Below are 13,800 nucleotides of genomic sequence, written 5' to 3' on the forward strand. Positions count from 1 at the left end.
AAAGAGAAGGCTTACGCCTTCCGGGCAGCACTGCTGGCTATTTTAACGCCACTGTTACCGATAACATTGATCCAGACAGGATTTTGGGTGGTTTAATAAGTCAGCGTGATAATCACGTCATCAATAAATTCCCCGGTACCGGTTAGCGGCTGTGCCGGGACTTCGCCGTAAATAGTGTAGTTCTGGGTGCCGCCTGCAGGGTTGGTGACCTGCAGCGCATCACCGCTGCTTTGATCCCCCCAGCGTTGCGTGGCCGCCTCATCCTGCCAGAGCCCGTAGCGCAGGCACTGGCCCTCGCTGTTGCAGAGCTGTCGCTGATTACCGCTGGCATGGTTACCTTTGTCCATGGCAAGGGTGAACGCGATTCCGGCCGGACAGCGCGTGGTGACGGTGGCGGTGGATCGCGTCGGGCGCAGGGTAGCGGTGCTGGTCAGGGTGCCGAAGTTAAGCGGCGTCACGCGCTCGATGTAGCATCCCTGGCTGATTTCGGCCTGCGCGCTGGTGCCGCCCTGCACCTGCTCTCCCTCAGCAGAACCGTCCGAGCAGTTTTGCAGCGCATCCTGACGCACCGCGCTGTGCCAGGCGATGCGCAGATTCATGTTGTAGTTGTAATAGTGGTATGCCGGGAGCTGGCTTTGCCCTGCCGGAATGGTAGCGATAAGCGGAAAGATACCGCTGACGTTGGCATTGCTTTTCGCGGCAAGGGTCTGCTGGATCAGGTTCCCGTTGCTGGCAGGCGCCAGCTCCTGAGAGCGCGCTGCGCCGTTAAGCAGGCGAAAGAGGAGGGTGTACTGTTTCCCCTCCTGATCCCCCTGCGAGATCATCTCAAAGGGCGGTGCATCAACGCTGCTCAGGCAGACGTTGATATATTCCATCCTGCCCTCGTTGTCGACCTGGTCGGCCTGGCAGCTAAATTTGACCTCGGTGTTGACGGAGGTTGTGTTGCCCGCCACGACGTTGCCAAAGTTAATGGCGGGCGTGGAGGTTATCCAGCAGGCTGCCGCCATCGCCTTCACGGACAGGACGAGCAGCAATAATAATGGCGCTCTTAATGACACAGTTGTTCTCCGATATTCTGTATTGATGACGCGGTACGCGGCGCCGGAAGCGTGACCCGGCACTCTCCCTCACCGGTCTTCACCACCAGTTCACCCGGCAGGGGCGGATCTTCAAGCCAGATAAAGCCGTCGCGTCCCACGATCGTGGCGCCCTGCGGCGTAGAAACTACGCTGCCCAGCGGGAGCGGCCTGCGGCGGCTGTCGACCAGCCGGGCCTGAACCGTGACGGCGTGATGGACGTTAAAATCGACTTTTACCGCGCTGCTGTTGCCCAGTCTGGCATGCATGTCGGTGACGGGTGCGATCACGTCGGCAGGCAAATCGAGCGGGTTAATGCTGACTTTGCTATTGTGGTAACGCGGCAGGTCGGTCAGCAGGAGATAACCGTTCTTATCCGTTTCACCGGCCGGGCGGTTTTCCAGCATCACCGGTACGTGCCCAATGCCGTGCGTGGACACCAGCGCCATGCCCTGCTGGATGTAGCGCAGCGCGTGCAGGCTGCCGTCCAGCAGCGTCAGGCTACCTTCGGCTGAGGCGTACTGGTTGCCCTGGTGAGCACTTTGCTGCAGCCCAACGTGCCATTCGCCCGCCCGGCCCAGATAGCCTACGTCCGCATATCTTTCACGTCGTTCGCCAAAGCCCTGGCCCAGCTCCCATGACCAGCCGCCGGCCTCATCGTCCGGCTGGTGGCGGTAATCCATGCGCGGTTTATCCCGGCTGTCCTGGACGGAGAGCGTGTCCTCGCGACCCAATGGGACGGAAAACAGCAGCTGAACGTGACTCGATGAATCCGTAAACGAGCGGGTATAGCTCAGCGTGGTGGAGATGTGTGCCGGCAGCGACAGCGACCAGGAGGCGTTGAGGTAGCGCTGTGTGCTGCCCTGCATGTTTTGCTGTACCCAGCCCGCGCCCACGGCGCCGAAGTGGGGGACGGAGTGGCTTACCCAAACGCTGTCGCTGCGTCTGACGGGCGCGGCACCGCTCATGCGGGCGTTGTCGGCGAAATCCGCCCCGGTACGGACGGTGCTGGCTGAAATGCCCGTTCCTCTGCCGTTCCACTGCCAGCCGAGGCCCCACTGAACGCCCTGGCCGTAAGGGCTGTCGCTCACGGCAACGTGCTGGCTGACCACCCCTACGGCGGGAGAGACCAGCCAGTCAGTGCCCATACCCACGTTGCGCAGCCTGCGCTGCTGCTCCGTATGCAGTGCCAGCGTCAGGTGATTATTAACCCCATAGCGCCAGCCCGCGTCCAGCAGAGGCGAGGCGGCATAGTCGTCGGAATACAGGGCGTAGTTTTCCCGCATCCAGCCGATGTCCAGCGAGCCGCTGCTGAGCCCTTCCGCCAGCATGCCCGGCGCGCCGTAGAGATCGAGCTGTACGGCGCGACGCTGGCCGTTGATATCGGTAATGACCACCTCCGCCTGCCCGCTGCCGGTGAAGGAGGGCAGGGTATCCAGCAGAAAGTCTCCCGGCGTGACGCGCTGGCTGCTCTGCTTAAGGCCGTCGATATACAGATCGACCGTGGAAGGCAGCACGGCCGTGTCGCTGTAGCGGCTGCGCGGTTCGGTATTGAGCTGGGGATTGAGCTCAAAATTACGTGCCCAGTGCAGACCGCCAAAGCGTACCTGCCGGCTCCAGCGGGTGCCGGTGGTGATGCTGTCGCCCAGCGCCAGCGTGGTCAGCGAGTCGGTATTATCCCACTGCCAGCGGGTTTCGAGACGGGTGTGGGTAGGCCGACCGGCGCTGTTTTCCTCCCCGGCATGGCTTGAAAAACTGCTGCTGAACGTTCCGGGTAACCCTACGGACGCGGTCAGTATGGTCTGGGCATTAAGCTGGCGTTTCCCCTGCGCGTCGCTGGCGTAGAGCGCGTATCCGAGCGTGTAAGCGTTGACGGGCTGCGCATCAGGATAGCGAAACAGCGGCGTGGGCTTTGTGACGGTCAGATGCTGCTGGCCCTCGAACGCCTCTGCCTCTGCGGTAATCGACACCTGCTGGGACAGCACGTCGACATTGACCTTCAGGCCCGGCAGGGACGTCAGTTCAACCCACCCGGCGCCATCGTCCGGGGCGTGAAGCCCCAGCTTTTTCATGTCGCTGCGGCTTATCCATAGCGCATTATCCACCACCCGGCAGGCCCAAAGCTCTCCTCGCGGAGCGTGGTTCACGGTAATCGCCAGCCATTGCACGGTGTTGGCGGGTTCAGTCCGGGCTGACAGCATGAGCGGTACCCAAAACAGGAGCGCGAGAAGCGAGCGGGCGCAAGGGTATCTGGCTGGCATGGTGGTCATCATTGAGATAGACGCGTAGCGTGCTGAGCGCGTGTCGTGAAGCCTGCTTAAGCGGTAAAAGGGCGGTTTGTCCCGGGAGCACATAGCCCGCCAGGCCTTTAATCGACCCTACAACCTGCCCATCGGCCGTCAGGGCCTCAAGGTGGCTCAGGCGGATGTGGCGGTTTCCGGCGTTAAAGCAGCGGAGGGTGGCCGGCATTTCTGCCTGCTCACAGCTCAGTGCATCGTGGCTGGCTGGCGCGTCCTGGTTCCCGGCAATAAACACCGGAATCGAGTAGCGCAGCAGGAAGTGCACCGCGTTGGGATTGGCGGCACGGGACGTGGCGTCCGGCAGCTCGTCAATGACCAGCCGGTAACTTTGCTCCTGTGCACGGACGCCAGGCTGCATGACGATAATGCGCACCAGCTGCTGCTGGCCCGGCGCCAGTGATGTCATCGCCGGGCTGCTGACCACCTCCTCGGTGGCCACCAGAACATCTTTACCGTTTTTTTGCGTCCATTCGTACACCCGAATCTGCGCATGGATGGCCGCTTTCCCACTGTTAGTGAGATAGACCGCCGCTGCCCGCTGATTGCTCTGCAGGTCGAGCGTTACCGGGGCCACCTGAAGCGTGGCGGCCAGCGCGTAGCGCGACAGCAGCGCCAGCATCATGAGCCACAGAATGAAGCAGGGAAGGTAGCGACGCACGATCAGTACTCCAGTTTTAACGTGATATCGTCGCTGTAGGTACCTGCCTGGGCGGTTGTCAGCGCCCCGGCGTCAATGACGCCATACAGCGTTTCCTCCTGTTCCGCACCGTTGCCGGTATCGTCCAGGCCATTCGTGCCGGTGATTTGCGTCTGTTTGCCTTCGTCGGCAAAGAGTTTCCACGCAATCTTCTGCGCGCCCGTTTCGCCGTTTTCCGGCTTCAGCCAGAAGGTACCGTTTTCGCCGTCGTTGCTGGTGGCTGTAAGGGTGAAAGGCGTGCCGTTGGTACAGACGATATCGACCTGCGTTTTGGCCTGGATTTCGCTCGACTCATCGGAGCCGTGACGCGAGAAGTTGAGGTCGTTGGCTTTAAGGGTGCACGACTTCACGACCTCAAGTGATACGTGCATCGTCGCGCTTGCGGTACTGTCTGCGGCGATCGCAGCAGCAGGAAGCAGGAGAACGGAACAACTTACAAGGGTGGGAATAATTTTCATGATCTTATTTCCTGACGTGAGTAACAGTGCAATTACAAAGCGAATGACTGAGCGTCCAGCAGGCAGAGTTTTCGATGGAATTCCGCCAGGCTGTGACAACAAAATTTGTTCATCGCGTTACGCTTGTGGGTGTAGATCGTTTTAGGGGACTTATTCATGATTTTTGCGATGCGAACCGGACTGAATCCTTTATGGAGCAACATGCAAACCCGCCTCTCCTGATGCGAGAGCGTGGCGGCGTTTTCGATGGCGAATGTCGTGTCGCTAAAACAGTGGCTTAGCTGCGCAAACGAGAGGTTGTCCGCGACCACTCGGACCCGCTCGTTGCGCAGGCAGGCGTGAACGTCGCAGACCCGCGCGGCATCCGTAAATACCAGCCAGTTCTCTCCAGCGTGTGTATTAAGCAGCCGTTCCTGCAGGTGCAAAAGCCCTTCAGGATTAACGTCATGGATCCAATACATCTCCGGGCGAGGGGTAACGGCCGTCGAGATCATCGAAGTGAGGCCAAGCCATAAAAACGTATTCCCGCTCAGAACGATAACCTGATAACCAGCATTCGGAATGAAAGGGGTCATTTTCTACCCCACAGATAGCCCTGGCCGTAATCGGCCGCGCTGGCGCGGGCCAGCGCGAAATCACCCGCGGTTTCGATGCCTTCGATCAGCACCTTGCTGGCGACGCGCTTGCACTGGCGGGTGAGATGCAGAAACTTTGCCTGCTCGATCCGCCCGTTCCAGAAGGTATGTTTGTCAATTTTGATGCCGCAGAAGCGGATCTGGCTGGTCAGAAGATCGGGAAGAAGGTCTTCGCAGACATCGTCTGCCCACACTTCTATCCCCCACTGATGGAGCGTCGCGATGCATTTCCGCAGCACCTGGCTTTGCGTATCCTCAAGCTGGACCATCGTATGGAGATCGGTGACCTCGATAGCAAGTCTCTCCGGGCAGGGTGTCTCTTCTTTTAGCCTGTCGAGGAAGTCCGTTTCCAGCAGTAAATCCGATGTCGCATTGAGATAATACTTGTCGCCATCCTTGCAAAACATGGCATGACGAAGCTGCGCAAAGAAGTGCGCTTTACGCTGCGTCGCGGGCATCGAGCTAAAGTAATCTTCAAGATTGACGTGGGGCTTTGCCGTAGACAATACCTCCCAGGCAATCACATTTTCACTGCGCAGTGCCCGGATGGATTCGAACTTATAGCCGGTTAGCATGATAAAAGTGCGTAACGCTCCGTTGTGATTTCAGGAGTCGCACATTTTATTGATTTGTATTTTTGCGGGATATTTATAGATAAAAATGGCTTATATAAAGTGTTTTTATCTAATTTATAAGCCTGATATAGGATTATTTATTTTCATAAGCGCCCGGCAGCACGCCGGGCGCGACGCGTGTTAACCCGCTTTGCTGACGATTTTGATTTCAACCATGCCGATCCCGAGCTCGCGCGGTGAGTGCCCAAGGATATTCCCCTCGTTCGTGGACTGCGGGTCCGGCGGCACGATCACCAGGGTATTGCTGCGCGAAGGATTCTCAAAATGCAGCGTCTGCGTGCTCACGTCGTTCCCGAGCGTCAGCGTCTGCTCCCGATCGCCCACGCGCACGGGTACGGGCTTGTTAGCGTTAGGGCCATACGCTCTGGCGGTGATCACCAGGTCGAACTGTTCCGGCAGGGGATGGGCGTACTCAATTTTCACCTCGTTGCCCAGCTGCGCGTTGGACCAGCGCCCCCACGACTCCGGACGCGAGATGCCGCTAAACTGCTTCACTTCCTCGGGCGCGCCGGCCACGTTAAAGATAAAGCTGTCCGCTTTGTAGCGAATATCGTTATCGCTGACTTTAAGCATGTCGATGTTGTGCTGATAGCGCGCGGTATCAATCACCGTATCGTTGAACGCGGTTTTGCCTTTCCACTGGGCTTTATCCACGTGCTGCACGGTTTGCTCCCCGCCGAGCTGACCCTGAGAGACGCACCAGTCGGTAGAAAGCGCCAGCGGCTGCGACCAGAGCTGGCCCATTTTGTAACACCTGTCGACCCAGACAAAATTATCGCGTGGCGCAAAATCGGCCAGCTGATAGCGCAGCGGCGCGGAGTACTCGCTTTCCGGCAGCGGCTCGACGCGACCCTCCGACACGCGCACCAGCAGCGGCAGACGGAAGCTGCTGCCCGAGAAGGCAATCGTGTTTTTATCCCGATCGACGGTGAAGTCTTTCATCTCTTTCGGGAAGTTCCACAGGCGGATAATGTCTGGCTTCCAGGCGAGGATTTTATCCTTCATGTTGAGGAACACTTCCGACAGGGATTGTCCCGACAGCGTGCTGCGGCCCAGGCCAATAAAGTTGTCGCCGCCCAGAATGTCCAGCACGGTTGCGCCGTTATCCATGGAGTTGCGTTTGGTGGCAATTACCTCCTGCTGCGGCTGGTCGCCGCGCAGGACAAAGAACAGGTTGCTGCGGTCCTGCTTGTTGAGCCGATCCCAGGCGCTGTTTTTCATCGCCAGATGGTCAGACGAAACGACGATGACAGTATTTTTAAACCAGGGCGAGGCTTTGATTTTCTCGACCAGCGCGGCAATGTGCTCCTGACTGCAGGTGACGGCGCTGAAGGACTTGTTGTTTTTGCCGTCCACGTCGTAGCTTTTGCGTTTGCAGCTGCGCGAGACGAACCCGTCCGGATGGTGGGTATCCACCGTCAGCGCAAAGAGGGAGAAACGCTTGCCCGCGCGGGAAAGCTCCTCGAATTTCTTCCAGGTTTCGTCGAGTACCGTATCGTCATAGAAGCCCCAGTCGTTGCGGTAGCTCGGATCGGCAACCGTCGTTTTTAACTCTTCTGAGCCATACAGGTGGTCAAAACCGTGGGATTTCAGGAACACGTCTTTTCCGGCAAAGCGCAGGTTTGCCCCCTGCACAAAATAGTTTTCGTAGCCGGAGTTTTTCAGGATATCGCCGAGGCAAATATTCTGTGGGAAGAACGTCGACATTGAGGCTGAGGCGTTACCTTCAAAAGGCGCGAACAGCGGGATACCGCACTGGGAGGCAACCATACCGGCAATCGTATAATCCGTGCCGGGCAGCTGCATGGTGTGGCTGAAATCGAGACCTTCATTTTTCAGCGCGCCCAGGTCCGGCGTCAGGTTGGGGAAGGCATCGTTATCAAAGTACGTGCGCTCCAGGCTTTCACCGTAGATGTAGACCAGATTGAGCTTCGGGCTGGCGATCGTTTTGGACGGTTCTTTGTAGTAAGCCGCGAAATCCGGATCGCCGTCGCGAGACTGGGATTTCACCAGCTCGGTGATCTGATGGAACGCCGGGCTGGCGTCGACGGAGGCCAGCGCCAGGAACAACGCCAGCAGGCTATAGCCATGATGGTGCGGGTGATGGCGACGTCGGCGCAGCACCCAGGCCAGCGCGCCAAAAATCGTCACCAGCGCGGCGATAAGGCCTAGCCCCGGAAGAATGTATTTGCCCACGCCCGCGCCCGTCAGGCTGTTCGTCAGCGTGTAGAGCACCGCATCGTTAATACCGTCACCGGTAAAATAGTCGCTGGCGTATAAGGTAATGTTTAAAATAATAAAAATGCCGAGTACTACCAGCGTGGCGATAAACCACCAGGTGTGACGGCCGGCTTTCCAGGCGTAAACGCCGACAGAAGCTAGAAAAAGGATAAGAGACATGAATTCTGACAACAGCATATCCTCATGACGCCAGGTGCTTCGCTGGCTAACTGTTTATTTTTTGGGTCATACAATGTAATTGCGATGTCGTTAAGCTGCAATTTTAGTGTCACGAAAGTGTGCTGTTGTTAGGATTTGGTTTAGAAAATCGTTTTTATGAAGAAGGTCGCATCCTGACAACCGGACGCTGAGACGGTGGCAACCAGGAAAAACGCTCGTTTAGCGCCGCGTTGCAAGACTATCGCATTAAACGCGGCGTGTTGTGGCAGAAAAAGGGATGGATCAGGAGATGAAATTAAGGCCTTGTTTCAGCACCAGATCGCAGGCTTTGGTTTTCACCTGTTTTGCCAGAGAAGAGTTGCCGAGGGTGCTCAGGTTTAGCTGCTGCCCGTTTTGCGCGTTAAGCAGGCCCTGAATGCCGTCCATATAGTTGGTGTCCGCTTTCTGCTCCTGGGTATCCAGACCCAGTTTACCCAGCACCTGATTTTTCACGTTTTGCGCGTCGGTTACGGAGGCCAGCTTTTGCTTTGCGCAATATTCCAGAATCCCCGCCGCGTTGTTCATCGTGCCCGCGCTGAGGCTCTGAGAGCTGCTGCCCAGCAGGCTGGTGAGGGAAGAGGCGGAGAGTCCACCCTGAGAGCTGCTGCTCTCTTTGGTCAGCTCATTTGCCGCGCTTGACAGGGACTCCTGCCAGGACGCCGCTTCCGCTGCGCCGGTCATCAGCAGAGCGCCTAAAAAGGTGCTGATTAGAATCTGTTTTTTCATCATGGCTCTCTCAAAAAGGTCCGTTTTGGGCCGAAGGGGTTCCAGTATATACCTATGCCCTGGCGGCGATTCCTGGAACTGTCTTAATACTCTTTGCCGGTAACGCGGCTGCGGTAACTTTCCCAGTCGAAGATGACATAAAGACTATTACCCAGCTTCATGCGGTCCATGACGCGTTCACCCAGTAAGCGGGTCATCTCGTCGATATTGTGGTTCGTCAGCATGCCGGTGGGGCGCTTGGACGAGGAGCGGCGGTCGACAATCTGGTTGATGATCACTTTTTCATAGCGGGATTCTGTCTGAACGCCAATCTCGTCGATGACCAGTAAATCAACATTGCTCAGATCGTTGAGCAATTGCTCTTCGCTGGTTTCGCGGTTGCTGAAGGTATCTTTCATCGCGGACATGATATCGGCCACGGTGATGATAAGAACCGATTTACCCCGCAGAAGCAGCTCGTTGCAGATAGCGGCTGCAAGGTGGTTTTTTCCGGTGCCCGGCTTGCCGCTAAAGATGAAGCTGGCGATATTGCCGTCGAATTCATCCACGTACTGACGGGCGGCGGCAAGGGCGTTCATCTGCCCGCTGGTCTCGATTTTATAGTTATCGAACGAGCAGTTCTGGTGCAGGGGACGGATACCGGAACGGTTAAAGGTGCGCTGCATTTTCATCGCCCGGTTCTCCCTGGCGAGCGCGGCGGCGCGGATCTCACCTTGCTCTTTTTGCCACGCCAGAAGCTCTTCACCCGTGGTAAACGCGGGCTTCACGTTGGCAGGCATCATTTTTTGCAGACGTTTCATCAGGTCGCCGACGTTCTTCATTTCGCACCTCGGAATCCGTTGGGGATCTGTTTATCCGGTTCGGAAAACGCGTTGATATCGCGTTTGGGCTGGCCGTTGTTGCCGGCGCGGGTAATTTGAAGATGACGCGCGAGCTTTTGCTGCCATTGAATATGGGTGAAGACTTTCCCTTCCGCCTGCCACCAGGCGGTAAACGCGGCGAGCTCTTCCGCGGTGGCCGGCTGGGTTAGCGCAATGCCCCACAGCGCGGCCTGCCGCTGAAAATCCGCATCCGGCTGCCAGCCCGCGTACAGGGCAAATTTCCCCATCGGAACGGTCACGGGGACGTTAACCGGTTCATCAAAGAACTGGTTATCCAGCGTGATATCGCTCGCCGGGCGTGACAGTTGCGCTTCAATCTCCAGAAGCTGCGCCAGGCGTTCCGGCGTGATTGCGTAGAACGCCGGCGCGTTGTCGGCAAAAACCGCAACCGTGCCGCCTTCGGCATGGGTCAACACACCGCGTGGGTCGCGCATAAAGGCATCAATGCCAGCAATGCTGGTGGTCAGAATTCTGGAGGACATAACGCTTACTCTACTGATTACTACGGGCGTGATATGGGCTTATGGTAGCACAGAGAGAGGAAAGGGAAGGAGGGGATTTCCCCGGTGGCGCTGCGCTTACCGGGGCTACAGTCATAGACCTGATAAGCGCAGCACCATCAGGCATTTATCACGCGATGATATTCAGGGTCACGTCGATGTTGCCGCGGGTCGCGTTAGAGTACGGGCAAACAATGTGCGCCGCATCGACCAGCTTTTTAGCTTCCGCGGGATCCATACCCTCAACGTGGATGTTCAGTTTTGCCTCGATACCAAAACCGGTTGGCAGCGGTCCAATACCCACTTCGCCTTCAATAAAGGCATCTTTTGGCAGGGTGAATTTGTCGCGTGCGGCCACGAACTTCATCGCGCCCAGGAAGCAGGCAGAGTAGCCCGCAGCAAACAGCTGCTCAGGGTTAGTTACTTCTCCGCCCATGCCGCCCATCTCTTTTGGCACGCCCAGTTTTACGTCCAGTACGCCATCGGAAGATGTCGCGCGACCGTCACGGCCACCGGTTGCTTTTGCTTTGGCGGTATAAACAACTTTTTCTAAAGACATGGCAGGTTCCTCATCTTGCTTTAATGTGTGCTATTAAATAGCGTGCGATATATATGGGTGATAATCACGCATAAAGTATAGCTTTACGCGCGGTGTAGCTGTTGTCGCAAAAGTTCGAGCTGCTGTTTGAGCGCCAGCAAAGTGTCGGTATCACACTGCGCCGCGCAACCCACCGCATGGGGAATACCCAATGCCTGCTGCTGTAGTTCACGTCCCGCTTCACTCAGGGTGACGGCGACCTGACGTTCGTCTTTGCGTGAACGATGACGGTTGATTAACCCGGCACTTTCCAGCCGCTTCAAAAGCGGCGTCAGGGTCGCAGAGTCCAGAAACAGGCGTTCGCCGATGTCCGACACCGTGACGTCATCCTGCTCCCACAGCACCAGCATTACCAGATATTGCGGGTAAGTCAGGTTGAGCGGTGCCAGTAGTTGCCGGTACAGCTTGTTAAGCGCCAGATTTGCCGAATAAAGGGCAAAGCAGAGCTGGTTATCCAGCTTGAGCGCAGCGGTTGCGTCGTTCGTTTTCGCGTTCATGAAATGAATATAGGTAGTGTGCGATTTAATTGCAAGCAATTTTATGGGCAGGTGTAGCGGAGCGCCACCTGAACGGCCATTTTGCGGTAGTGCTGGCGCTGAGCCTGTTCGTCCGCCCCGTCTTCAAACAGCAGCGTGAAGGTGTAACTGTTGGCAACGTAGTGAAAGCTGAAGCTGCTTATCAGGCGGTGAAGATCGCGGGCGTCAACCGTCTGGCTGAAGAGCTGTTTTTCTTTGCCCCGGTGCAGGATGCTCTCAAGCAGGTCGAGCGCGCTACGGTTGACCTGGCGAAGATAGCTCGACTGCTGCATAAAGCGGCCCCGCTGCATGTTTTCCATGCAGATAATCCGGATGTAGTCCGGGTGGTCGGCATGATAGTCAAAGGTGGCTTCAACCAGATTGACCAGCGCTTCGACGGGGGGCATTCCCGCCAGGCTTAGCGCTTTTTCACTGGCGCGAATCTGGGTGTAAACATGTTCCAGAACCAGGAGATAGAGATTCTCTTTATTCTTAAAATGGTAAACCACCATGCGTTTGGTGGTACCCGCTTTCTCCGCGATCTGCTCCATGCGGGCACCGTTCAATCCATACTCGGCAAAAAGCGCGATGGCGCTCTGAAAAATTTTCTCTTTCAGGCTGGATTCTTCGCTGTGCTCGGGGTGTTCGCTGCCAGGGTTAGCCACATCCTTTCCTTATTTTCACCAAACGGACCAGAAGGATTATCTCCATGGCAGCGAAATAACACAAATATCAAACGCGTGGGCGTTTGCGGTACAGCCACAGTCCGGGGATCGACAGCCCTATGGAGAGCGCGCCGACGATGGACGAGGCCTTAAGAAAGTTGCTCAGGAGGAGGATCATCTGCGGCTCAGTGTAGCCAAAATGGCTGATTTTCACCGCGGAAATCATCGCCGTATACGCAGATATGCCCGGGAACATCGGGATCACGGCGGCGACGGTGAACACCTTGGGATGCGCCAGATACCAGCGCGACCACTGGATGCCGATACTGCCAACCAGCATGGAGGCCATAAATGTCGACCATTCGATGTTAAATCCTGCGGTCATCATCACCATTCGCGAGCCATGACCAATCGCGCCCAGCAGCGCACACCACCGCAGAGCGCGTTGCGGAACGTTAAACACCATCGCAAAGCCGACGGCAGGAATGGCGGCCAGAAGCATGTCCTGTGCCAGCGCCAGCAGAAAATCTATCACGCCCATCCGCGTAACCCCCAGAGCGTCATGGCCATCACTACGCCGATGCAGGTCGCCAGCGTCAGCAGGCTGGCAATAGCCCAGCGTGCCAGACCGGTATTGATGTGTCCTTTAAACATGTCGGCAACGGCGTTGATCAACGGAAAGCCCGGAACAAGCAGAAGCACGCTGGCGGCCATGGCAATCGTCGGGGTAGTGGCAAACTGCGGCAGGCGCAGCAGCAGGCCGGAAACCGTGGTGGCGACAAACGCGGTAATGCAGAAGTTAATTTGCGGATGCAGCTGCCGGTGCGTCAGCAGCTGGCGAACATACATGGCGATACTGCTGGCGAAAAAGGTGACGATCGCGCCGTCCCAGCCGCCTTTATTGAGCTTACAAAAGCAGGCGCAAGACAGCCCTACCATCACCACGACAAGCCAGCGCGGATAACGTAATGGCTTAATTTGGCTGAACCGTTTTTCAATCTCACGAAGATCGAGAAGCTTATGTTCAGCAAGGATGACGATGTGCTGCACTTCGGTTACGACGTGCATGTTAATGCCGCGGTCATGGTTTTTGCGGGTGGAGGTCAGGCACTGTCCGTCTTTGATCGTGGTCAACACGATGGCGTTGGATGAAATAGCGCTTTCAACGCTATCCATACCCAGCGCCAGTCCCAGCCGGGTGGAAAGCTCCTCAACAAGCGCGCTTTCCGCGCCGTGCTGGAGCAGAAAAAGACCGCACTGAATACATAGCCGCGTGATAGCACGCTGCGTTGACCGATCTGCCTGCATGTATTGTCCTGAAGAAGGTGAAAAGTTGCCGGTTGGCCCATAGCGATTATTTTTAGCACAAAGTGCAGTGCCTCTTGCTGTGGGTCAGATCAAGGTTTATGCAAACAGTTGCTGCCCTTAAGTGCGGAAGGGGTTGGGATTAATTCATCATTTTGGTGAATTATTAATATTAAAATATAAGTTATTTATATTTAGTTATTCTAATTTTATATTGTAGTTATTTTAATGACACTGCAATTAAAATTAATTTCGCTTTGTGAGATATTACTGCTGTTTAGGCATTTCTTAAACTACGAATACATCTCATCTTCTGCTTGTATTAACCTGCTTTACACTCAGGGACGAAAATACTCATACGTTGATGCGT

Annotated in this window: 15 protein-coding genes; all 15 read right to left on the minus strand. The window is 56.4% G+C overall.

Annotated features, from left to right (window positions below; translation table 11 throughout):
* Positions 1-92 precede the first annotated feature (92 nt).
* Positions 93-1,058: a Csu type fimbrial protein gene (locus ACOTZC_RS07555; RefSeq protein ID WP_248169302.1), complete on the minus strand. Its 966-nt coding sequence runs from the start codon at positions 1,056-1,058 to the stop codon at positions 93-95.
* Entirely contained in the window at positions 1,049-3,337 is a 2,289-nt protein-coding gene (locus ACOTZC_RS07560; protein ID WP_421635700.1) for a fimbria/pilus outer membrane usher protein, read from the minus strand. Before ACOTZC_RS07560 ends, ACOTZC_RS07555 begins: the two co-directional genes overlap by 10 nt.
* The gene (locus ACOTZC_RS07565; RefSeq protein WP_045400881.1) at positions 3,258-4,034 is read right to left on the minus strand and encodes a fimbrial biogenesis chaperone; all 777 of its coding nucleotides are present in this window, start codon (positions 4,032-4,034) and stop codon (positions 3,258-3,260) included. Before ACOTZC_RS07565 ends, ACOTZC_RS07560 begins: the two co-directional genes overlap by 80 nt.
* Before the next feature lie 2 nt (positions 4,035-4,036).
* Positions 4,037-4,531 carry a Csu type fimbrial protein gene (locus ACOTZC_RS07570; protein ID WP_109845625.1) on the minus strand — a complete coding sequence of 165 codons (495 nt, stop codon included), beginning with the start codon at positions 4,529-4,531 and terminating at the stop codon, positions 4,037-4,039.
* A gap of 32 nt (positions 4,532-4,563) precedes the next feature.
* Positions 4,564-5,106 carry a helix-turn-helix transcriptional regulator gene (locus ACOTZC_RS07575; RefSeq protein WP_047173292.1) on the minus strand — a complete coding sequence of 181 codons (543 nt, stop codon included), beginning with the start codon at positions 5,104-5,106 and terminating at the stop codon, positions 4,564-4,566.
* Positions 5,103-5,741, minus strand: a complete 639-nt coding sequence (locus tag ACOTZC_RS07580) for an EAL domain-containing protein (RefSeq protein ID WP_047173293.1) — start codon at positions 5,739-5,741, stop codon at positions 5,103-5,105. The genes ACOTZC_RS07575 and ACOTZC_RS07580 overlap by 4 nt, the downstream gene beginning before the upstream one ends.
* A 180-nt stretch (positions 5,742-5,921) precedes the next feature.
* Positions 5,922-8,213: a phosphatidylglycerol--membrane-oligosaccharide glycerophosphotransferase gene (opgB, locus tag ACOTZC_RS07585; protein WP_126303611.1), complete on the minus strand. Its 2,292-nt coding sequence runs from the start codon at positions 8,211-8,213 to the stop codon at positions 5,922-5,924.
* 270 nt (positions 8,214-8,483) lie between these two features.
* Entirely contained in the window at positions 8,484-8,966 is a 483-nt protein-coding gene (locus ACOTZC_RS07590; RefSeq protein WP_074400235.1) for a DUF2501 domain-containing protein, read from the minus strand.
* 83 nt (positions 8,967-9,049) lie between these two features.
* Positions 9,050-9,787 carry a DNA replication protein DnaC gene (gene dnaC, locus ACOTZC_RS07595; RefSeq protein WP_023310297.1) on the minus strand — a complete coding sequence of 246 codons (738 nt, stop codon included), beginning with the start codon at positions 9,785-9,787 and terminating at the stop codon, positions 9,050-9,052.
* A complete protein-coding gene (gene dnaT / locus ACOTZC_RS07600; RefSeq protein WP_047173731.1) occupies positions 9,784-10,329 on the minus strand; it encodes a primosomal protein DnaT in 546 nt (181 codons plus the stop codon). The genes dnaC and dnaT overlap by 4 nt, the downstream gene beginning before the upstream one ends.
* 148 nt (positions 10,330-10,477) lie before the next feature.
* The gene (locus ACOTZC_RS07605; RefSeq protein ID WP_023310299.1) at positions 10,478-10,906 is read right to left on the minus strand and encodes an organic hydroperoxide resistance protein; all 429 of its coding nucleotides are present in this window, start codon (positions 10,904-10,906) and stop codon (positions 10,478-10,480) included.
* Positions 10,907-10,989: 83 nt separating this feature from the next.
* Complete coding sequence (locus ACOTZC_RS07610; RefSeq protein ID WP_023310300.1) at positions 10,990-11,442, minus strand: MarR family winged helix-turn-helix transcriptional regulator; 453 nt, start codon at positions 11,440-11,442, stop codon at positions 10,990-10,992.
* A gap of 41 nt (positions 11,443-11,483) precedes the next feature.
* Positions 11,484-12,125 (minus strand): TetR family transcriptional regulator, encoded by a 642-nt coding sequence (locus ACOTZC_RS07615; RefSeq protein WP_045400893.1) that lies wholly within the window; start codon positions 12,123-12,125, stop codon positions 11,484-11,486.
* A 67-nt stretch (positions 12,126-12,192) separates the two neighbouring features.
* Positions 12,193-12,666: a threonine/serine exporter gene (locus ACOTZC_RS07620; RefSeq protein WP_023310302.1), complete on the minus strand. Its 474-nt coding sequence runs from the start codon at positions 12,664-12,666 to the stop codon at positions 12,193-12,195.
* Positions 12,657-13,433 (minus strand): threonine/serine ThrE exporter family protein, encoded by a 777-nt coding sequence (locus tag ACOTZC_RS07625; RefSeq protein ID WP_023310303.1) that lies wholly within the window; start codon positions 13,431-13,433, stop codon positions 12,657-12,659. Before ACOTZC_RS07625 ends, ACOTZC_RS07620 begins: the two co-directional genes overlap by 10 nt.
* Between the last annotated feature and the right edge of the window lie 367 nt (positions 13,434-13,800).

This window comes from Enterobacter cloacae complex sp. SHL009 (assembly GCF_049237205.1).
GTDB lineage: Bacteria > Pseudomonadota > Gammaproteobacteria > Enterobacterales > Enterobacteriaceae > Enterobacter > Enterobacter cloacae_M.